The sequence below is a fragment of the Ornithinibacillus sp. 4-3 genome (assembly GCF_040958695.1).
In the GTDB taxonomy this organism is placed as follows: domain Bacteria; phylum Bacillota; class Bacilli; order Bacillales; family Amphibacillaceae; genus CALAMD01.
Window position 1 is genome coordinate 1,615,929 of record NZ_CP162599.1, and the last position, 23,426, is coordinate 1,639,354.

17 protein-coding genes are annotated in these 23,426 nt (G+C 33.5%); 15 read left to right on the plus strand and 2 right to left on the minus strand.

Annotated elements, in window-relative coordinates; all coding sequences use genetic code 11:
• Window positions 1-248: 248 nt before the first annotated feature.
• The 3 genes from AB4Y30_RS07810 to parC all read left to right on the plus strand — a co-directional run bounded on the left by AB4Y30_RS07810 (window position 249) and on the right by parC (window position 5,848).
• Entirely contained in the window at window positions 249-671 is a 423-nt protein-coding gene (locus tag AB4Y30_RS07810; protein ID WP_368654921.1) for a CoA-binding protein, read from the plus strand.
• A gap of 763 nt (window positions 672-1,434) precedes the next feature.
• A complete protein-coding gene (gene parE, locus AB4Y30_RS07815; RefSeq protein ID WP_368655195.1) occupies window positions 1,435-3,375 on the plus strand; it encodes a DNA topoisomerase IV subunit B in 1,941 nt (646 codons plus the stop codon).
• A gap of 28 nt (window positions 3,376-3,403) precedes the next feature.
• The gene (gene parC, locus AB4Y30_RS07820; RefSeq protein WP_368654922.1) at window positions 3,404-5,848 is read left to right on the plus strand and encodes a DNA topoisomerase IV subunit A; all 2,445 of its coding nucleotides are present in this window, start codon (window positions 3,404-3,406) and stop codon (window positions 5,846-5,848) included.
• A 46-nt stretch (window positions 5,849-5,894) separates the two neighbouring features.
• Here parC and AB4Y30_RS07825 read toward each other — a convergent pair whose 3' ends face one another.
• Window positions 5,895-6,446, minus strand: coding sequence for a dihydrofolate reductase family protein (locus AB4Y30_RS07825; RefSeq protein ID WP_368654923.1), 552 nt, complete (start codon window positions 6,444-6,446; stop codon window positions 5,895-5,897).
• A 115-nt stretch (window positions 6,447-6,561) separates the two neighbouring features.
• Window positions 6,562-7,839, minus strand: a complete 1,278-nt coding sequence (locus AB4Y30_RS07830; protein ID WP_368654924.1) for an MFS transporter — start codon at window positions 7,837-7,839, stop codon at window positions 6,562-6,564.
• Window positions 7,840-8,066: 227 nt separating this feature from the next.
• Between AB4Y30_RS07830 and AB4Y30_RS07835 the strand changes: the two genes are divergently transcribed.
• The 12 genes from AB4Y30_RS07835 (at window position 8,067) to AB4Y30_RS07890 (ending at window position 23,422) form a co-directional block, all read left to right on the plus strand.
• Window positions 8,067-8,417, plus strand: coding sequence for a flavin reductase family protein (locus AB4Y30_RS07835; protein ID WP_368654925.1), 351 nt, complete (start codon window positions 8,067-8,069; stop codon window positions 8,415-8,417).
• A gap of 376 nt (window positions 8,418-8,793) precedes the next feature.
• Entirely contained in the window at window positions 8,794-9,744 is a 951-nt protein-coding gene (locus AB4Y30_RS07840; RefSeq protein WP_368654926.1) for an alpha/beta fold hydrolase, read from the plus strand.
• Between the two features lie 241 nt (window positions 9,745-9,985).
• Complete coding sequence (locus AB4Y30_RS07845) at window positions 9,986-10,336, plus strand: hypothetical protein (protein WP_368654927.1); 351 nt, start codon at window positions 9,986-9,988, stop codon at window positions 10,334-10,336.
• Window positions 10,337-10,756: 420 nt separating this feature from the next.
• Window positions 10,757-11,128 (plus strand): GntR family transcriptional regulator, encoded by a 372-nt coding sequence (locus tag AB4Y30_RS07850; protein WP_368654928.1) that lies wholly within the window; start codon window positions 10,757-10,759, stop codon window positions 11,126-11,128.
• A gap of 8 nt (window positions 11,129-11,136) precedes the next feature.
• Window positions 11,137-12,006: an ABC transporter ATP-binding protein gene (locus tag AB4Y30_RS07855; RefSeq protein WP_368654929.1), complete on the plus strand. Its 870-nt coding sequence runs from the start codon at window positions 11,137-11,139 to the stop codon at window positions 12,004-12,006.
• A 360-nt stretch (window positions 12,007-12,366) separates the two neighbouring features.
• Window positions 12,367-13,236 carry an ABC transporter ATP-binding protein gene (locus AB4Y30_RS07860; protein WP_368654930.1) on the plus strand — a complete coding sequence of 290 codons (870 nt, stop codon included), beginning with the start codon at window positions 12,367-12,369 and terminating at the stop codon, window positions 13,234-13,236.
• The gene (locus tag AB4Y30_RS07865; protein WP_368654931.1) at window positions 13,229-13,840 is read left to right on the plus strand and encodes an ABC-2 transporter permease; all 612 of its coding nucleotides are present in this window, start codon (window positions 13,229-13,231) and stop codon (window positions 13,838-13,840) included. Before AB4Y30_RS07860 ends, AB4Y30_RS07865 begins: the two co-directional genes overlap by 8 nt.
• 93 nt (window positions 13,841-13,933) lie before the next feature.
• Window positions 13,934-14,191, plus strand: coding sequence for a YfzA family protein (locus AB4Y30_RS07870; RefSeq protein ID WP_368654932.1), 258 nt, complete (start codon window positions 13,934-13,936; stop codon window positions 14,189-14,191).
• A 409-nt stretch (window positions 14,192-14,600) separates the two neighbouring features.
• Entirely contained in the window at window positions 14,601-18,218 is a 3,618-nt protein-coding gene (locus AB4Y30_RS07875; RefSeq protein ID WP_368654933.1) for a dynamin family protein, read from the plus strand.
• Between the two features lie 16 nt (window positions 18,219-18,234).
• Complete coding sequence (locus tag AB4Y30_RS07880; protein WP_368654934.1) at window positions 18,235-19,098, plus strand: 5'-3' exonuclease H3TH domain-containing protein; 864 nt, start codon at window positions 18,235-18,237, stop codon at window positions 19,096-19,098.
• Between the two features lie 25 nt (window positions 19,099-19,123).
• Window positions 19,124-20,461 (plus strand): D-serine ammonia-lyase, encoded by a 1,338-nt coding sequence (locus AB4Y30_RS07885; RefSeq protein ID WP_368654935.1) that lies wholly within the window; start codon window positions 19,124-19,126, stop codon window positions 20,459-20,461.
• A 225-nt stretch (window positions 20,462-20,686) separates the two neighbouring features.
• Window positions 20,687-23,422, plus strand: coding sequence for a UPF0182 family protein (locus AB4Y30_RS07890; RefSeq protein WP_368654936.1), 2,736 nt, complete (start codon window positions 20,687-20,689; stop codon window positions 23,420-23,422).
• Window positions 23,423-23,426: the final 4 nt, after the last annotated feature.

A 23,426-nucleotide genomic window follows, 5' to 3' on the forward strand; every position in this document is an offset into this window, starting at 1 on the left:
TTACGGACGGTGTTATACGAGTTTATAGTATTGAAACTACTTTATTGTCATTAATTAGCCAATAAAAACAAAAGACCTCAAGCTTCTCTAATTAACCCACGCTTTTCAATCTCATGATATAACGTTTTGTTTTTAAATATATGGTGAAATTTTTAAAAATCTTATATACAGCAGTATTGTGTGTTGTTACGTTTGAAAAAATTGTGTTATGATGAAGCATAATAAGTTACAGAAAAATAAGACAAGGAATGATTATATTGGTACAGAACCCGACAAAAGAAGAATTGAAAGGCATTTTAGAAGATGCAAAAACAATTGCTGTAGTTGGTTTATCTGGAAATCCTGAACGAACTTCTTACCAAGTATCAGCAGCAATGCAAAAGGCAGGATATCGAATAATACCCGTAAATCCAACAGTGGATGAAGTACTTGGAGAAAAATCATATCCTTCCTTAACAGATATCAAAGGGAAAATTGACATTATCAATGTGTTTCGTAGACCAGAGCATTTGCCACAAGTTGCTAAAGAAGCAGCTCAAACAGATTGTCGTATCTTCTGGGCTCAGCAAGGGATTGTTAATGAAGAAGCGGCGGACTACCTACAAGAAAGAGATTTTACGGTCATTATGGATCTATGTATTAAAGTAGCACATGCTACGTTAGTTAAATAATTGACTTCAAGGATGACTATTATACTAGGTCATCCTTATTTTGTCTTTATTTAGCGAAGTTTGCTATTTAGAAAGGATGTTCAAAAAGTCCAGTAAAATGACATAGGACATCGAAGTCATCACAACACGCGCAATTCCGCTAATCTAAGCTGTGCTGTCTTGAACTTTTGACGGACAAGATGTACTAGTACGGATGTTGCTCTCATGACGTTCCGAACTTAACCGATTGCAGTTCTTTTTACTGACCTTTTTGAATACGCACTTATATAGCTACCTCGTCTAGATATTTTAAAATGATTCTCCATGGATGCATAAATATTTGTCTAAGCTTCGTCAAATTTCCGTTTGAAAACGATGAAAAAACAGATTACCATTGGACAATAGCGGGAGATACCTATACTATTTAAACAAAAGATTTTTTGCATAATACTATTGCATAGATGAATTTCTGTTAAGACCGCCCACGTCCTATGGGCAGTACAGAAGTCACCACAACACGCGCAAGTCCGTGCGTAAAAATGATGTCGCCTTAAACTTTCGACGCACACGATGTGCTACGACGTATAGGATGTACTAATGCGAATGTTTCTCTCGTGATGTTGCGAAATTAACCGATGATGGGCTTTTTTATCGCCCTTTTTGAACACGCATTTATAGATAGGAATTAAAAATCTGTTTTACATTATCAAACATTTGTTCTATGATAAACGTTGAGAAATTGTTTGAGCGGAAAGGAGTAGAGCGTTTTTTGGATAAGGATATAATGACATATACTGATGATTCCATACAAGTATTAGAAGGATTAGATGCTGTACGTAAACGCCCAGCAATGTATATTGGAAGTACTGACGTTCGCGGACTGCATCATTTATTATATGAGATTGTAGATAATGCGGTGGATGAAGCATTAGCTGGCTTTGGTGAAAAGATTAAAGTTACTATTTATAAAGATAATAGTATTTCTGTTCAGGATAGTGGAAGAGGGATGCCTACAGGAATGCACCGTACTGGAAAATCAACACCAGAGGTTATCTTAACAGTTCTACATTCAGGTGGAAAGTTTGGTCAAGGTGGTTATAAGGCAAGTGGTGGTCTACATGGAGTAGGTGCTGCTGTTGTTAATGCTCTATCTGAGTGGTTAGAAGTAAAGGTTCAACGTGATGGTTCTGTATATTACCAGCGTTTTGAGAATGGTGGACATCCAATTGGCACGTTAGAAAAAGTTGGTGAGACGAGAAAAACCGGTACGTTTATTCATTTTAAACCAGATCCAGAGATTTTTTCTGTAACGACATTTGATATCGAAATCATTGCTGAGCGCCTAAGAGAATCAGCATTTTTATTAAAAAATCTAGAAATTGAAATTATAGATGAACGCACAGACTATCACGAAGTTTTTCATTATCCTGATGGGGTAAAATCATTTATTCAATACTTAAATGAAGGTAAAGACACCGTAATGGATGTTGTGGCTTTTGAAGGAAATCAAAATGGATTTGAGTTAGATTTTGCTTTCCAATTTAATGATGGGTATGCAGAGAATATGCTTTCCTTTGTAAACCATGTACGTACAAAAGACGGTGGAACGCATGAAATAGGTGCACGTTCTGCCATTACAAGAGCAGTTAATGAATACGCTCGCAAGCAAAGTTTATTAAAAGATAAAGATAAAAATCTAGAAGGAACAGATATTCGTGAAGGGTTAACAGCTATTGTATCTATACGCGTACCTGAAGAACATTTACAGTTTGAGGGACAAACTAAAGGTAGGCTTGGTACACAGGAAGCACGTTCTATTGTTGACGGGATCGTATCAGAGCATTTGCAATTTTTCTTAACAGAAAATCCAGATATTGCAGGAATGTTAATTAAAAAAGCAATTCAAGCAAAAGAAGCTCGTGAAGCGGCACGAAAAGCCCGTGAAGATGCACGTTCAGGAAAGAAGAAACGTAAAAAGGAAACCATTTTAAGCGGGAAATTAACACCAGCACAATCGAAGAACCCTGATAGAAATGAATTGTACTTAGTAGAGGGAGATTCAGCAGGTGGTTCAGCTAAACAAGGAAGAAACCGCACTTTCCAGGCTATCTTACCATTAAGAGGTAAAGTAATTAATACCGAAAAAGCGAAGTTAGAGGATGTCATGAAGAATGAAGAAATTTCTACAATCATCCACACAATTGGTGCTGGTGTAGGTGGAGATTTTAATTTAGAAGATGTACAATACGATAAAATCATTATTATGACAGATGCGGATACAGATGGTGCGCATATCCAAGTACTTTTACTTACATTCTTCTACCGCTATATGCGTCCATTATTAAACGCTGGTAAAGTATATATTGCCTTACCTCCATTATTTAAGATTTCAAAGGGGAAAGGTAAGAAAGAGGAAGTTGTTTACGCTTGGGATGAGTCTGAGCTCCAACAAGCAACTAAAAAATTTAAGTCTAACTATGTAATTCAGCGTTATAAAGGTTTAGGGGAAATGAATGCAGACCAATTATGGGAAACAACGATGGATCCTGAAACCCGTACATTGATACGTGTTACCATTGATGATTTAGCAAGAGCAGAACGTAGAGTAACCACGTTAATGGGCGATAAAGTATTACCAAGACGTGAATGGATTGAAAGCAATGTAAGCTTTGGATTAGATGAAGACGAAAATATTTTAGAAAATGAGAAAATCCAGTATGAATAATAGGTTAAGTTATTAGGGGTGGATTTGTTTGGTGAAGCAGGAGAATTTTTTAGACCTTCCATTAGAAGAAGTAATTGGTGATCGTTTTGGAAGATATAGTAAATATATTATTCAGGACCGAGCTTTACCAGATGTACGAGATGGGTTAAAGCCAGTTCAACGTCGAATATTGTTTGCGATGCATGAGGATAGAAATACACATGAGAATCCGTACCGTAAAGCAGCAAAAACTGTCGGAACAGTAATTGGTAACTATCACCCACACGGAGATACATCTGTATATGATGCAATGGTTCGATTAAGTCAAGATTGGAAGGTTCGTAACGAGCTTATTGAAATGCATGGAAATAACGGGAGTATTGATGGAGATCCTCCTGCGGCAATGCGATACACAGAAGCGCGTTTATCAAGTATTTCATCCGAATTATTAAAGGATATTGATAAACAAACAGTTGATTTTATTCCAAACTTTGATGATACACACTTCGAGCCTGTTGTATTCCCAGCGAAGTTCCCGAATTTATTAGTAAATGGTTCGACCGGAATATCTGCTGGTTATGCGACAGATATTCCACCGCATAATTTGGGCGAAGTCATTGATGCAGTTATTAAAAGAATCGATAATCCAAATGTATCTATTGATGAATTAATGACAGTTATGCAAGGGCCTGATTTTCCAACAGGTGGTATTATCCAGGGAGTAGAAGGAATAAAGCAAGCTTATGAAACTGGTAAAGGGCGAATTATTGTCCGTGCTAAAGCTAGTATTCAAAAAGCAAAAGGTAATCGGGAGCAGATTGTCGTTGACGAGATTCCATATGATGTGAATAAGGCAAACCTTGTACGAAAAATCGATGAATTAAGTATTGAACGAAAAGTAGAAGGTATTGCAGAAGTAAGAGATGAGACAGATAGAACTGGGTTACGAATCGTTATTGAATTAAAGAAGGATGCCAATAGTGAAGGTGTTCTAAACTATTTATATAAAAATACAGATCTACAAGTATCCTTTAATTTTAATATGGTAGCAATTCAAGATAAAACACCAAGACTACTTTCTCTACCAGCTATCCTAGATGCCTATATTGTCCATCAGAAGGAAGTTGTAACAAGACAAACTCAATTTGATTTGAAAAAAGCAAAGGATCGTGCTCATATTGTAGAAGGATTGATGAAAGCAATCTCTATTTTAGATGAGTTAATTGCAACGATTCGTTCATCGAAAAACAAACAAGATGCAAAAAATAATATTATTGAAGCATATGATTTTACGGAAAAACAAGCAGAAGCTATTGTGATGTTGCAGTTATATCGTTTAACAAATACAGATATTACAGCATTAGAGAAGGAAGCTGCTGAGTTAATCCAAGAAATTGGAAAATATGAATCAATTTTAGCGAGTGAGAAAAAGCTATTTCAATCGATTAAAAAAGATCTTCTGTCGTTGAAGAAAAAATATATGACAGAACGCAGAACAATTATTGAAGAGAAGATTTCTGAGCTTAATATTAATATTGAAGTAATGATTCCTAGTGAAGAGGTACTTGTTTCCGTAACGAAAGAGGGCTATATTAAGCGTACTAGTCTTCGCTCCTATGGTGCATCCAATGGCGAAGATTTTACTATTAAGGATAGAGACTATCTCGTTGGCTTAATTGAGCTAAATACGACAGATACGATGTTGTTATTTACTGATAAAGGTAGATATATCCCGATTCCTGTACATGAATTACCTGATATTCGCTGGAAGGATCTTGGGGAACATGTTTCTAATCTGTCTGCGATTGATAATAATGAAAAAATAGTTAAGGCAATTCCAATTCGTGCATTTAGTGAAGAGGAATACTTGATTTTCTTTACGAAAAAGGGAATGGTAAAACGAACAGTATTAAAAGAATATGACTCAAAACGTTATGCGCGTCCATTAGTTGCAGTAAATCTAAAAGCAGATGATGAAGTTGTCAATGTATGTCAATCAGATGGGAATGCACAAATATTCATCGCTTCTAATCGAGGCTACGGACTGTGGTATGATGAATCAGAAGTTTCAAGTGTAGGACTACGTGCACAGGGAGTTATTGCCATTCAGTTAAAGGATGAGGAATATGTAGTGAACGGTCATGTATTCTATTCAGATGATCATCCATCCATTGTACTTGTTACTCAACGTGGAGCATGTAAACGCATGAGCTTCTCTGAATTCCAAAAATCATCGAGAGCAAAACGGGGTCAAGTTATGCTGAGAGAATTAAAAGGAAAACCACACCGAATTCGTGGTTTCTATACAATTAATGAGAATGATACGGTTCAATTTAGAACAGAAACAAATAAAATATCAAGTGTTTTCCCACTTGAATTGGCATTAAGTGAAAGATTAAGTAATGGATCCTTTATTATTGATTCCGATCAAGATGGGGAAGTTGTCGAAGTTTGGAAAGAAGTTAATTATTTAAAGGCATTTGATGAAGAATAAAAGCGAAAGGTGTACCTTGTGATCTAGCTCAAGGTACACCTTCTGTTTATCTGTAGACTAAAAGTATATTTCCACACTGGAATGTTTTTGTCTCTACTAAGTTGAGCTTTTGTTGGAAATTATTGAATAATCTCTGTCCTTTTCCAAGTAAAATTGGATTAACGATTAATCGATACTCGTCAATGAGATTCTGTTCAATAAAAAACTGAGCAATATTAGCACCTGCAAATAAAACCAAATCTTTTCCAGGCTTAGATTTTAGATACTCCATTTCTAAAGCCACATCTTCTTTTACAACTCTTGCATTCCATGATTCTTTTTCCAATGTACGTGAGAACACAATTTTTTCTTTTTGATTCATTTTTTTAGCAAAAGAACGGGTTTTCTCTGTATTTGAATCATCGAATTCAGCCACTGGCCAATACTGAAGCATCATATCATAGGCAACTCGCCCATAAAGTAGCGTATCTACAGTATCTAAGAAATCATCCATATAATCATGCATCTCCTGATCCATTACATGCCATGAGCAATCTCCATTTTCACCGGCTACAAAACCATCTAATGATACCACCATCGATAAAACAATTTTCCTCATTTGGTTATCACCCTTTTTAATATGAATAGTTATATTCTAATTATAAGATAGAGATGGAGTAATGATTTCTTTTCGATTGCTTTTTTAGCTAGTAAATTAGTATAAGGAGTTTTTCTTATTTCAATATAGCTTCTTCTTTCCTCTGATTATATATTTTTGTTCCTTCTTTTCGATCATGCACCAAAGCAAATACCCAAAATAAAGCAAGAATCAATAAAATAATGGAGCTAGCAATAAACACGGCTTGTAGACCATATGTGAATGAAATAATTGAAAATGCTAAGATTGGTCCAGCTGCGGAGCCCAGATCTAAAACAATAGAATAAAGTGTAATAAATGAAATAATGGACGATGAGCTTGCACTATCAGAAGCAAATGCATCACTTACTGTTGTTAAGGATGTTGCTGCCAACATCACAACAATACAAACAATAATCCAGATGATGACATTCATATTTAAAGCTAACAAACCAAAAGAAATGGCAGCTATAACTAATGAACCAATATAAATTGGAATTCGTCCTTTATATCCATCTGTCAAAGCCCCAATTTTACTAGCAAGGAATGGTTCCCACATCCAACGCAAAGCTTGAATAATTCCAGCTAAAGCTGTTACTGTAAATAACCAACCAAAGATCATAATATTTTCTCCATAATTAAATTCTAATGCTGTGCTTATTATAGAAGCAAATACGCCTTGGAATAATAAAGCAATAATAAATCCACTAGAAATAATTAATAAAGTTCGCTTATTTAATAGATAACGAACAAATGCTGAACCATTTATAGAGGCTGTAGGATTATCTATATCTGTTGTATGTGTGTTTCCGGAAACTGCCATCCAAATAAGTGGTATTCCAATCATTGACATAAAGCCAAAAATAATTGAAGTAGTGGAGAAGCCCATAAATGGAACAATAATTCCACCAACAAGCATACCTACTAGGCTGCCGATTCGATAAATTCCGTTATATAGCCCAATTACTCTCCCTCTATTAGCAGCTGTGGAATAGAAGACAGCTGTAGACATACCTCCAATTTTTAATAAAGACCATGCAATTCCCCAAATACAACGTAAAAGAATCCAAAGAACAAAGCCACTAGCAAGCCCATACCCTAAAGTAGAGATAACAGCTAATACTAAAGCAATGATAATTCCCGTACGCAATGATGTTTTTTTATAAAAATAACCAATAAACGGATGAAGAGGAAGGCGAACAAACCGGTTAATGGATAGAATCACACCAACTTGCCATAAAGAGTCTAATCCAGCTTCTTTATAATATATTGGTAAAACAACATAGAGCATGGAATCACCAATTAATGCTAATGCTGTTGCAACAGCAACAAAAGTAACTACTTTATTCGTTGGTTGGTCAGATGTACTTTTCATCATATCTCCTTCTTTATTTCGAAATACGTAATAATTTCATCATAACGGGAATGGATTTCAAAAACAATAACAATTTAGATTTTTTAAAATTAATTATATAGATTACAATAATATTATTATGTAAACTAAAAAGTCATTATTTCAGTATAAAACAATTAGTGATAATCTTATAATGGATGAATGGAAAGAGAGGTATCATGATGGATGATTGACTTTTTCGCGATGCAATGGGAAAATTCGCAACAGGAATTACCATTGTAACGCTAGAAGATAATCATAAAATTTTGGAGATGACAGTAAATGCATTTATGTCCGTCTCTTTGGAACCAAAATTAATTGCAATTTCTATTGATGAAAGTGCAAGTGTGTATGAAGAATTACAGGAAACAGATAAATTTGGCATTAGTATATTAAGCACGGAGCAACAAAATATTTCGATGTACTTTGCGAAACAAATAGAAGAAGTTACGATCAATTATGAATATCGTGATGGAGTTCCTATATTACAAGATGCACTTGCTACCATCATTTGTCGTAAATTAAAGCAGGTGACCATCTTATCTTTATTGCAGAAGTGACAGATATACAACTAGCTGAACTAGAAGATCCGTTATTGTACTTTGGTGGAAAATACTGAACGCTATAACTATTATCATACTTACATTAAAAATATTCAGTATTTTGACGTCATGATACTGAATATTTTATTTTTAAAAAGTCAACATCTAAGTTAAAATAAATAGGTAAGGAGACATATGAAAATGGCTACTTTTTCAAACTATGAAGAAGTATTATAGAATTTTTTAATTTATTTTATCTTTTAGCGAATATTTATTTAAGAGAATAGATATGAAAAATTGATAGTTATAAGCTACAGGATGTCAAAAGTTTAAAATTTATATAGCTGAGCGTAATTGAAGTATATATTACTATGGGGGAGTTGTTTAAGAGAAAATGCAACAAGATGATAAGAGGGTTTCTAAAGTATATATAGATATCAATGGAGCCAAGCAAGGTTTAATTATTGAAACAACAGATGAAAATCTACCAGTTTTACTTGTGGTGCATGGAGGACCAGGTTATCCATTATATCCAATTGCTCGAGCAAATAATGTTCAGCTATATCGTCTCTTCACGGTTTGCTATTGGGATCAACGCGGTACGGGCATGTCTTATACATCGGACAAAAAGAGCCTAACAATCGATCAAATTGTAAATGATACCGTTGAAGTCAGTAATTATTTGATTCAAACATTTTCTAAAGAAAAAATTTATCTGATGGGACATTCATGGGGTACAATTATTGGTAGCAAGGCCGCTAGTATCCGTCCAGATCTTTTTCAAGCCTATATTGGTGTAGGACAAATTGGGTCACAGAGTGCATCTGAGAAAGAAAACTATAATGTTATTTCAGAAAAAGTCGAAGCTTCGGGAAATGAAAAGTGGATTTCTGAGATCAATAGCGTAAATTATAGTGATAACTATTATAAAGATCGAAAATACTTTTCAATAGTTGATAAATATAGAACTAAATTTGGGTGCGGTTTTTTACGTGAAGGATACCCAAATTCACAAGGATTAAGAGATATATTTGGTACACGCCAATATTCGTTCAAAGAAAAAATGAATGTTTTTCGAGGTATTGCAAACGCGTATCAAGCCTTTGGTGAGAAGATGGCTAAGACGGATTTGGCAACTGAAATTAGCGAGATAAATACCAATGTCTATATATTTCATGGAAGGCATGATTACATAACCACGCACCATCAAGCATTGCGTTTCTACGATTATTTGAAAGCATCTAAAAAGAGCTTCCATACTTTTGAAAATTCTGCACACACACCTTTTATTGAGGAACAATCAGCATTTTTAGAGAAATTGCAAAATGAAGTATTAAATAGTTAGTGATTTAAAATATTTACGATTTTTATTGTAGTTCTTTAATGGTCATCTGAACAGTTTTACCAACAGATGGCTTTTTTAATGTCATTATTTAGGAATTAATCATTTTTTTCAACCAAATGAAATAAAATGCAGGTTCATTTATTCAAAATTATTTACTGAAGTTAAGCCTTATATAGGAGAAAATAGATGATATAATAAATAAAATTATCCATTGAGATCAGGATAGAAAAGGAGTTCCAAATTGATAGGAATTAAAATAAGCAGTTATGTTTATCTGGCAGAAACCGTTTCGATTATACGGAAATTTGATAATAGCATTTCTATAAAAGAAATTAAAGATAATATATCTAACCAAAAATATGTATTGGAATACGATATTTATCAATTTGATATTACAGAAGAAATTCAGCACATAGATCGGAAAGACACCATTATGGAGCTGGTTAGTAATTTATTGAATAATAACATTTCCATAAGTATCTTTATAGAAGATGAGGAAGTGAACTTCGATTTTTTCAAAAACTATCTTGAAAGTGCGAAAGAAATAGAAAAACAGACAATGTTGGATATGGAAAGAGAAGCAGAAAAATAGTTGATAGATTCCTGATGTATGGGAGGAATCAGGTAGAGCTATGATTAAAACACAAGTCAATGTATTGGAATAACGAGTAGCACTTAAAAGCCATTTGAAAGGTATATACCGACCGATGGCGTTTTTTACTAAATAATTATTTTGGATTAGGAGATAGCCCCAGAATCAATAGCTGCAAAAAATGTTCTATTCCTCCATTTTTATAAATACTTGAAATGCAATGATATTGGTGGTTAACTAATGTATATAATGATTATGTAATCTATATATAATATTTAATAATATAAGAACATCCTATCATTTAATTTTAAGAAATGAAGAGTTGTATTAAATGAGTAATTTAAACTGATTAAAAATGATGCAAAGCCTTCTATGCCGTTAATAACAGCTGTACATAATGATTAAAAAAGAGGTATTATTATGCAAATTATTATATCAAACAGCTCAAAAGAGCCAATCTATGAACAGATTTTGAAACAAATTCAAACGAAAATATTATCGGGTGAACTGAAAGAAGGAACAACTTTGCCTTCTATTAGACAATTAGCGAAGGATTTAAAAATCAGTGTGATCACGACGAAACGGGCATATGAGGAACTAGAAAAATTGGGATTTATCTATTCGATGGTTGGAAAAGGTTCGTTTGTGGCAGAACAAAACTTAGATGTTATTCGAGAGAAAAAATTAAGAATGATTGAAGAGCAATTAAGTGCAGTTATCTCAAATAGTCGAGAAATTGGGTTATCCTATGAAGAACTACAGGAATTATTGAAGTTGTTGTACGAGGAGTAGTGATAGGCATGGAAAATGTAATAGAATTAAGCGGCATTTCCAAACAATTTAAGGCATTCTCTATAGAAGATGTTGATTTACAGATAAAAAAAGGGTACATAACAGGATTTATCGGAGCAAATGGAGCTGGTAAGTCAACAATGATTAAGTTGATGATGAATCTTTTAAAGCCAGAAAAAGGGGAAGTAAAAGTATTTGGACTGGATTATGCTAGCCATACAAAAGAGATAAAAGAGCGTATTGGCTTTGTTTATGACAGCAATATATTATATGAGTCATCAACGCTTAAGGATATTAGTAAAATCGTTGCGCCAGCTTATAAACGTTGGAATCATAAGCAATTTAAAGCATATGCAGATCAATTTGAACTAGCTTTAAATAAACCAATTAAGAAATTTTCTAAAGGAATGCAGATGAAGGCAGCTTTAGCGCTCGCCTTATCTCATGATGCGGAGCTAATCATAATGGATGAGCCAACTGCTGGATTAGATCCAACCTTTCGCAGAGAGGTACTAGATATTCTTCAAGATATGATGGTAGACGAAAAAAGAAGTATATTTTTCTCAACACATATTACAAGTGATTTAGATCGTCTTGCTGATTATATTGTCCTGATTGATAAAGGGGAAATTCTTTTTAATCAATCTATTGATGTGCTGCAGGAACAGTATGCATTAGTGAAAGGAAGTACTGATTTACTTGATCGGGATACAGAAGCAAACTTTATTAAAATTGAACGTTCGCTAAGTGGATTTCAAGCTTTAACAAACGATGTAGAAAAAGTACAAACAGTATTTGGTGATCATGTAGTGATAGAGAAAGCTTCATTAGAAGAGATTATGTTTTATGTTAAAGGTGAACGCCAGCTAAGGAATTAACATACCTGCTTCTATTTCTTTTGACAGTAACGTCACGTGCTTTAAATAAGCTATTTCTTATGCAAAATCTTTAAAATTAATAAATGGTAAAGCTTTATTTTTGGAGATCTTAAACATATATTAAGATCTCTTATTTTTTATCTTAAATAATAAAGAAAAGTTATTGAAAAACAATTTAATATTGTATATAGTGTTTATATAGTATATACTGTTTATGTGATATATATACTCTTGTGAAATAAAGCATGTGAGTATGTGCAAGAAGGAGGGCCTTGTAACAGAAGAAAGAGATGGTGCTTATTTTAAAAAGCCAGCCTAAAGCAAAATAAATTACTGAAAATTTTTGTAAGGAGTGTGAATATGAGCAATATAATAGAATTTAAAAATGTAACTAAGCGTTTTAAAGATTTTTCCATAGAAAATATCAATCTACAAATAAAACAAGGCTATGTAACAGGATTTATTGGGGCAAACGGAGCTGGCAAGTCTACAACAATGAAGCTGATGATGAACCTTTTACAACCAGATGTAGGAGAGATAAGTGTATTTGGATTAGATTATGCCAAGCATGAGAAAGAAATAAAGGAACGCATGGGATTTGTTTATGATAGTAATGTGTTTTATGAGAATTTAAATTTAAAAGATATACGAAAGATTGTAGCACCCTCATATAAAAAATGGAGTGACAAGCAATTTTATGACTATATAAAACAGTTTGAACTGCCATTAAATAAAGCGATTAAAACTTTTTCAAAAGGAATGCAAATGAAAGCTTCCTTGGCAATGGCTTTATCCCATGATGCAGAATTTATCATGATGGATGAGCCGACAGCTGGATTAGATCCAGTTTTCCGGAGAGAGCTGTTAGATATACTACAAGATATTATGAAGGATGGAAGACGGACGCTATTCTTTTCCACTCATGTTACCAGTGATATAGAACGGATTGCTGACTATATTGCTTTTATTCAAAAAGGAAAAATTCTTTTTAATGATTCGATAGATGATGTGCAAGAGCGTTATGCTTTGGTCAAAGGAAGTACTACTTTACTGAATCGTGATATAGAAAAAAGTTTTATAAAGATAGAGCGTTCTTCTAGTGAATTTCAAGCTTTAACAAACGATGCAACGAGAGTAAGGGTTTTATTAGGAGATCAAGTAGACATTGAAAGAGCTAGTTTAGAGGATATTATGTTTTATGCGAAAGGAGCGGATCATCAGCATGTTTAACTTGATAAAAAAAGATTTAATCATACAAAAATCTCAATTATTTCTGTTCATTCCAGTTATTGTTTTCTTTGCGATTTTTGGAGGGCATTTGAGTCCTGCTGTCATTTTTCTGGCTGCAAGTACTTATATACCTATGAATGGATATATTTACGATGAACGGGTAGAATCGAATATTTTTCTTAATTCTTTACCCTATACACGAAAAGAGATTGTTGCAGCAAAATACATCGGAGGTATTGTTTATATGATTATATCAATGGGGATAGCTGGAATTATTCTGTATTTATTTAATTACAGCTATATAATCAAAGATATAGCCATCGCCGCTGGATTGTTCTTTGCTTTTGCAGCTATCGCTTTTCCGTTATTTTATATATTAAAACCTGGTTATATAGGAACAGCAGTTTTAATCGGATTTATTTTCTTAGTAGTGGTTATGCCACCAATTATCCGATTCTTAGGAAAACATCTTACAGCGATTACAGAATTTTTTACAAGTTTGTCGACAACAACTCTTTATCTTACTGGATCAGTTATCGCTATTGGTCTATATCTGATTTCTTGGCTGTTTAGTCAATTTATTTATCAACGCAAAGCATTCTGATGGTAGCGTAAGGTAACAGTCTGAAAGGAGCAATTATCATTAGTTGAACAGCTTTTCGTTCTTAAAATTATAAAAAACTAGGGAAGGTTTGGAATGAAAAATTGGTTAATTAATATTGGGTACTTTTTAGTTCTTAATTTAATATTGTTGATTGTGGATGGTACGCCTCTTGTTGATAATTTTACCAAATTTAGTAATTTTGGAAACGTAGTTTTACAGACAGGAATTTTTACAAAATGGTTCAATTTTTATGATACTCCATTCTTTAATGTGGTTTTATTGTTCGCTTTAGTTCATATAATAACATTTCCTTTTTATCAAATTCTTTTTAAGAAACCAGCTAGTAAGTAACTTTTTTAGTCTTAAAAAAAATAATACCAGATGAAAATATCCAGAGTTATCGAAGAGTACCTTTTAAAATATATTATATTTTACTGACGATAGTTGAAAAGCTGTCGTCTTTTTGTTTGAAGTAAGAACTACCTCTGAGGAATTTAAAATAAAGTTAATAAATTTTAGATAATGCTTTTAAGATTCAATTTAACGAATAAAAAATTACTTTCCTTCGTACATACATCAGGTTGAAATACATTAACTCTTTTCATATTGCTTCGCTAATTTTCTCTCATTTGTAGTAATAGCGAACGAGGCAGAATTGCTCTTATTGTTTTTTTATAAAATAATTGAATATTTATTTAGTAAAATGTCGATTTGTTCAGTATAATAGATGGGTAATATCAATGGAAAGGGAATGTACAATTTGACTTCGATAGATATAAAATCAAAACAAATCACATTACAGCATATTGTTGCACTTTATGATGTAATGAAAAAGCATCAAGATGATGTGAATGCAGGAAAGCTTTTGGATCTTTATGAGAAAATGAATAAGGATCAATTTATTATTAGTTTTTCAGGACATTTTTCAGCTGGTAAATCTTCCATGATTAATGCTCTATTAGAGGAAGAAATTTTGCCAAAAAGTCCAATCCCAACAAGTGCCAATATTGTTGAGATTACGAATGGAAATGGAAATGCTAAAATTCATTTTTATGATGAAGCACCAAAGGAATATCAAGCGCCTTATGATATTGAGATGATTAAAGAATATTGTAAGGATAAAAATACAGTAAAGAAAATTGAATTAAGTACATCGAAGGATATTATTCCTGAGGATTGTATCATTGTGGATACACCTGGGATTGATGCAGCTGATGATGCAGACCGAGTGATTACAGAGTCTTTTTTACATGTAGTAGATAGACTCTTCTATGTGATGGATTATAATCATGTGCAATCTGATGTAAACTTACACTTCTTAAAACAAATTCAGGAAAAAGGAATTCCATTCTTTATTATTATCAATCAAGTAGATAAACATAATGAAGCAGAAATTCCTTTCACGTCTTTTGATGAAAGTGTTCGTCTTACTTTTGAACAGTGGAATCTAGAACCAGAGCAAATTTTCTACACTTCCTTATTTGATCAAGAGAATATCCATAATCAATATGCAATCGTAAAAGAAACCATTTTTAATATATTAGAAAATCGTAAACAAGTAGAAAACACATTAGAGCATGCTATAAATGGTCTTCTTAAGGATCATAATAAATTTTTAAAACAATCCTATGATGAGAAGCTAGCAACATTTGCGACTGAGGAAATGGATGAAGAGGAAGCAAATGAATTACGTGAAGCGAAAGCAAAATTATTAACGATTCAGAACCAGCCACAGCAATTGGAAGAAGAATTCCAATTTGATTTATCAGAAACGTTGAAAAATGCATATTTAATGCCAGCAGCTTTAAGAGAGAAAGCTAGTGAATTTTTAGAATCACAGCAAAAAGATTTTAAAATAGGTTTCTTTGGAGCGAAAAAGAAGACAGAAGCAGAACAAGAGCGGAGAATGAATGAATTTTTAGAGGAATTACAAAAGAATATTGAAACTTCTATTCAATGGAAGCTACGTGATAAAATCATTGCTTTACTATCAAAATATAAGGTATCTAGCCCACAGCTAATGGAGTTTACGAAGCAATTTTCCATTACATATACAGGAGAAGACCTGCTTTCTCAAATCAAAAGAGGTGCAAAGTTTAGTGGGGATTATGTTCTAAACTATACCAATGATGTGAGTGCACATATTAAGGGGAAATTTAGAACACAAGCGCAGCATTTATGGGAAGAAATTCAACAGGAAATTCATCAATCTGCGGAAAAAGAAGCTACTCAATATGAAAAACAAGCTTCTAAATTTGAAGAATTAGCTGCTGTAGAAGCAGAGAAGGCGAAGCTTGCTGATGAACTAGACAATAAAAAAGAAGTAGCAAAATCTACTTTAGAAGAGCCACATGCAACAGATGCAGCTTTGGAGCTTATTGAGCATGATCGCAAAAATAATATCCAAGTCTCTCAAGTAGTTCAATACGTTGAAAAAGAGAAATCTGCAGCTAAAGCGGTAGAGAAGAAGGAAGAGCCAGTTATTTCACACAGCAAGAGTCAGCATTCTATTGCAGATGTGATTGAATCCATTGAAAATACGATTGCTACCGTTGAAAATGTACATGGCTTCCAAGAAATTATTGAGGATTTATTAGACAAGAAACGTCGTTTAGATCATCGTACATTAACTATTGCATTATTTGGTGCTTTTAGTGCAGGTAAATCATCTTTTGCCAATGCATTAATAGGTCAAAGTGTATTGCCATCTTCACCGAATCCAACTACTGCTGTAATTAATCGTATTGCACCTGTTACAGAAGAACATAAGCATGGTACGGTTGTTATTCAACTGAAGAGTGAAGAAACATTATTGCAGGATCTTATTTCGATTACAAAGGATTTTTCACCTGAAAGTGAAAATCTAGATACGATGGTAAAATGGATTCGCGATAAAAAAATGATGGAGCATGCTAGTATCAATAAAACATATCAGTCGTATTTACGTGCCGTATTAGCTGGATATGATCATAATAAAAATGATATTGGTAATGTAAAAACAATTACTTTAGAAGATTTTGCAGAATATGTAACAGATGAAACAAAGGCTTGTTATATCGAGCTTGTAACCCTTTATTATGACTGTTCTCTAACGCAGCTTGGCATTACGTTAGTAGACACTCCTGGGGCAGATTCTGTTAATGCAAGACATACAAATGTAGCATTTGATTATATTAAATATGCGGATGCTATCTTATATGTAACTTATTATAACCATGCTTTAAATAGAGCAGATAAAGACTTTTTAATGCAGTTAGGTCGAATTAAAGAATCATTTGAACTAGACAAGATGTTCTTTATTATTAATGCATCTGATCTTGCAGCAGATGAATCAGAGCTATCATTAGTTAAAGAATATGTACAAGAACAGCTCTTACAGTTAGGAATTCGTTTTCCTAGAATCTATCCTGTTTCAAGTAAACGTTCGTTAGAAGAGAAGCAGAGTAGAGAAGAGCTTAATGAAAGAATGGAAATCTTTGAAACAGAGTTTTATCAGTTTATTAACGAAGATTTACCTTCTTTAACAATGGAGTCGGCATTATGGGATATAAAGCGTGCCTATGAATGGATGACGAATTATATTGAAACTGTTCACTTAAGTACACAAGAGAAAGAAACGTATCAGGCTGACCTACAAGAAAAGAATGGTTTACTTATTAAAGAAGTCGAAACAGTCAATGCGACGATGTATGAGGAGAGAATTATTCAACGAATCGAACGTCAATTACATTATGTAAAAGAAAGAATGGGCATTAGGTTCCATGATATGTTTAAAGATAAATTTAATCCAACCACGATTAATGAATCCGGACAAAAAGGAATGCGTCAAATAGAAGCTTCCTTGAAGGAGTTATTAGATTATACAGGTTATGAATTGCTTCAAGAAATCCGAGCTGTTTCTTTGAGAATAGAAGCGTTTATCAAAGAATTAAGTAAAGAAGTGTATGAGGATTTAAGTAAGCAGTTAAAAACAATTGATTCGAAGTTCTCCTTACCAATGATGGCTAGTGAGGAGTTAGTTACACCAGCTTATGAGCAAGCATTTTTAAATATTGATTTTAGTGAATTTAATAAAGCGATGAAACGCTTTAAGGGGCCTAAAGCATTCTTTGTAGAGAATGAGAAAGAAATAATGAAAGAAGATATCTATGAATCCTTAGTCCCTCATATCGAAGATTATATTTCTACTAATAATCAAACAATGGATCAAGCATATAAAGAACAGTGGCAGCAAGTAATTGAAGAGCGCAATACACAAGTGAAGAAGAATATTCAAAACTATATTGATAATTTACTTGCGATTACTTCTGAAACAGTGGATATTGATATGCTTCAAGAAAAACAGGATCAATTAGCACAAATTATTTCTGAGAAGTAAGAGAGGGGCGAATGAAATGACAGAGAGAATCTTACTTGTAGATGGAATGGCTTTATTATTTCGTGGTTTTTACGCTACATCTTTTACAGGAAATTACATGATAACAAGTAATGGCACACCTACAAATGGAGTGTTTCAATTTCTACGCTATTTTACAAATGCGATTGAAACTTTCGAGCCTACACATGTCATTTGCTGTTGGGATATGGGAAGCAAAACATTCCGTACAGAGATGTATCCAGCATATAAGGGGAATAGAGAGGCTCCACCAGAGGAGCTTATCCCTCAATTTGATTTAGTAAAGGAAGTTGTAGAAGCATATCAGGTTCCTAATATTGGTTTAGTCAATTATGAGGCAGACGATTGCATTGGTACATTTTCTAGAAAATTTAGCAATACCCATGATGTACTTATTCTTACAGGCGATCATGATATGCTGCAATTGGTTGATTATCAAATTAGTGTAGCTATTATGCGTAAAGGAATCGGAAATTATGAAGTGTATAACCAAGAGAACTTTGCAGAGAAAATGGGGGTTATTCCAAGCCAAATCATTGATATGAAAGGCTTAACTGGTGATTCTGCTGATAATTATCCAGGTGTAAAGGGAATTGGAGAAAAAACGGCACTTAAACTATTAAGTGAGTATGAAACAATTGATAATTTACTAGAGAATGTACATCTGCTAACAAAAGGCTTGCAGAAGAAGATAAACGAGAACATGGATATGCTGCACCTTTCCCGTGAACTAGCTAAAATTAAATGTGATGTACCGATAGAATGTACTTTAGAACATGCGATTTGGAAATATGAAAAAGAAAAGGTAAATGATTTTCTTACAGAACTAGAAATTCGCAAGGCAGAAACGTTCTTAATCTAAATAGAGACATAAGGGGGCAGCAAATATGAGTTTTTCTAAAGAAGTGATTCAGCAGTATACAGAAAAATTTCCACTTTTAAATCAAATTATTGGTTTAGAAGAAGTAGTATGGTTTAATCCAAAGATTCGTAGTGTAACAGAGGTAGATGCAACAGAGCTATCGATTTATGATATGAAAGATTCAGAGAAGCTTTGGCAGCGTTTTGCTCCATTTCTAGAAAAGAGTTTCCCTGAAGAATTAAAGGAATCGAAAGGAATTATCGAATCTCCTTTACGTCAAATTAATCAGATGCGTGAGCAATTAAATGATGTATTTTCATCTAATATTGAAGGAAATCTTTTCGTGAAATGTGATAATGAGCTATCCATTGCTGGTTCCGTAAAAGCTAGAGGTAGTTTTTTCGAAATATTACATTATGCAGAAAGACTAGCAATTGAAGCAGGATTAATTACAAAAGAGGATAATTATGAAAAATTCACAGAGCAACAATTTAAAGATTTCTTTAGCCAGTATTCCATTGGTGTTGGTTCAACTGGAAATTTAGGCTTAGGTATTGGCATCATGAGTGCGAAATTAGGATTTAATGTATCTGTATTTATGTCTGCTGATGCAAAACAGTGGAAAAAAGATCTTTTGCGAGAAAAAGGTGCTACTGTTTATGAATTCGATGGAGATTTTAGTGAAGCAATTAAAATCGGTCGTGAAAAAACATTAGAGCAGCCAAATGGTTATTTCGTAGATGATGAAGATTCTGAGCATTTATTTTTAGGATATAGTACAGCTGCATTTCGTCTAAAAAAACAATTAGACGAACAAGGTGTAGTAGTAGATAAAGACCACCCATTATTTGTTTATTTACCTTGTGGGGTAGGTGGTGCTCCAGGTGGAATTATGTTTGGCCTAAAACAAGTATTCGGAGATCATGTGCATTGTTTCTTTGTCGAACCAACAGAAGCTCCTGCTGTACTAATCGGCCTGTTAACAGAAGAAAAAGATAAAGTTTGTGTACAGGATTTTGGCATTAGTAATCGCACTGAAGCAGATGGACTTGCTGTTGGAAGAGGTTCTCGTTTTGCAACAATGATTAGTGAACAATTAGTGAGTGGAGTATATACATTAGAGGACAAGCATTTATTTGAATTCTTAGCACTGCTAAAGGATAGTGAAAATATTTTTGTCGAGCCTTCAGCTACAGCCGGATTCTATGGACCAAAACAAATCTCAGGTACAGATTATATAGCTAAGCAAGGTTTGAAAGCAGATCAAATTACACACATTGTTTGGGCAACAGGCGGATCATTAGTACCTGAAGAGGAGCGTCAGGCGCTTTATCGTAAAGGGAAAGATAGTTTAGAAAAATAATTTAACCTATATAAAAAGCTGAGCAAAAGTATTATTTCAAAAATGTACATGTGTAATTCCTTAATTAGGAGATAAAATTTTATAAAAACACATCGTATTTCTTTGAATTTGAATTCGTTCAATAATACTTACGGCTCAGCTTTTTATTATGCTGTTATAAATTAGCCAAAGCAAAAAGCATATTAATCTGTTATCATTAAATGAGGAGACAATAGGGGGGATAGTTTGGATAGAAAGCAAAACAACACTATAAATATGCCAGATTGGCGTAAGTTTCGTAAAATGATTCGAAATATCAGTATTATTTTGATCTTACTAATTGTGGTCTTCACATTAGGTATTCCTGCATTTCATTGGTTAATCGAGTACATTTGGATGGATTCATTAGGATTTGGTAAGGTATATACAACCATTTTAACCAGTAAAATAATGCTTGTTGCAGTAGGTTTTATTTTGTTTGCTCTTACTTCATATTTTACTTTATTTTGGATTCGTCATGCTTATTTAAAACAATTTCATGCATCAAAGCTACCATCAATCGTTTCGAATCGAAAAATAAGCAATGGAATGATAATTTTCGTATCCTTTATTATGGGAGTAATAGGTAGTAGCATTGTTCAAGGTATTGGTTGGGAACCATCTTTGAAATTGTTGAATCAAGAAAGCTACGGAATTACCGATCCATTCTTTGGCATGGATGTTTCATTTTATGTGTTTACATTACCATTTATTAATTTTGTTATTTATGTATTATTAAGCTTAGCAATTTTTTATTTAATGATTGAATTTGCAGCATATGCATTTTTTAACATGTATCGCGAAAATCGTACGGCACAGCTTCATTTAGGAGTGACACTAGCATTTATTGGATTATTACTTGCTGGACAGCATCTATTGGCACCATTTGAAACATTGCTGACAGACCAAGTGAATATTTTCCAGAAGAGTGTTGTTCACGGGCTAAGTTTCACAGATAAAGTAATCAACATACCCAAATCTTATCTATTAGCAGCTGTTGTACTATTTGCAGCAATTTGGATGATTACAATTATTGTTCGAGGTAAATTACATAAAATTTTCTTCCCAATTGTGTTATATGTAGGATTGGTTATTATAGGACAACTTGCATCAGTTGTTGTTCAGAACTTCATTGTTGCACCAAATGAGTTTGCTCGTGAGACACCGTATTTAGAGCATAATCTTAATTTTACTCGAGCGGCATATGGTTTAGATGAAATTACAGAGGAAGAACATCCTGGTAATTATTCTCTAGATGAAGATATGGTGACAAGAAATGAGTTAACACTTGATAATGTGCGTTTAAATGATTCACGACCATTGCTAGATATTTATAATCAATTACAAACCTTCCGTACATATTATAAATTCAATGATATGGATATTGATCGCTATGAAATTGATGGAGAATATGAGCAAGTCTTTATTGGTGCTAGAGAACTAAGTACAAATGATTTACCTTCTCAAGCGCAAACCTGGGTTAACCGCACACTTCGTTATACACATGGTTATGGTGTTGCGATGAGTCATGTAAATAAGGTAACGAATCAAGGACAACCAGAGTATATGTTGAGAAATATACCTTCTGAAGGGGTTTTAGATGTTACACGTCCGCAAATCTACTTCGGTGAGGAACCGTATGGAAATGTTATCGTGAATTCGAAGGTAGATGAATTTGATTATCCAACGGGTGATGAGAATGCGACAAATCGATTTGAAGAAGATACAGGTATCAATTTAAGTGGCATCAATCGCTTCTTATTTGCGGCAAGTGAGAAATCCTTCCGCATGCTGTTTTCTGATCGAATTACAGGTGAAAGTCAACTATTAGCCACAAGAAATATTATGGATCGTGTAGAAAGAATTGCACCATTTTTTGAATATGATAGTGATCCGTATATCGTTGTTCGTGATGATGGAACATTAGTATGGATTATTGACGCTTATCTAACTGCTGAGCATTATCCTTATGCAGAAACATATAATGGAAATAAAAGCTATATTCGAAACTCTGTAAAAGTAGTAGTTGATGCATATTCTGGTGAAGTGAATTACTATATTGTAGATCCAGATGATCCATTATTAAAAACATATTCGAAAATGTTTCCAGATTTATTTACAGAAGAAATCCCTGAGGATATAAAGGCGCATTTCCGTTATCCTGAAATGCTATTTAAAATTCAAGCGAAAATGTATGGAACCTACCATATGTCCAATTTAGAAGTATTTTATAATCGAGAGGACTATTGGGAATTTCCTACAGAGAAATACTTTAATCAAGATATCGAAATGGAACCATACTATATTACGATGAAGTTGGAAGAGGAAACCGATGAAGAATTTATCTTAATGATGCCGTACACGCCCAAAAAACGTCAAAATATGATTGCTTGGATGGGTGTTCGAAATGATGGAGATAATTATGGTGAAATCTTTGTATACCGTTTTCCAAAGCAAAAAAATATTTATGGTCCGCAACAAATTGAGAATAGAATCAACCAAGATAGTGTTATTTCACAGCAATTAAATCTATGGTCTCAAGGCGGCTCAGAGGTTATTCGAGGAAACTTATTGGCAATTCCAATTGAAGACACCGTTTTATATGTAGAACCTGTCTATATTGAATCATCTAATGAAACTTCATTACCTGAAGTAAAACAAGTTGTAATGGCATATGAAGACCATATTGTAATGGAAGAGACATTTGACAAATCATTAGATAAGATTTTACAACTAGTAGACTCTGGCTACACATCAGATGATAAAGAGCAAGAAGATGAAAGTCCAGATAGCTCTCCACAACCTATTGTCGGTGCAGAAGAGCAATTATCACATATTGCAGAACGCTTCACTGCATATCAAGAAGCATTAGCAAATGGAGAATGGAAAGCAGCAGGAGAAATTCTGGAAGAAATAGAACAAATGTTAGAAGAAGTAGAATAAATTT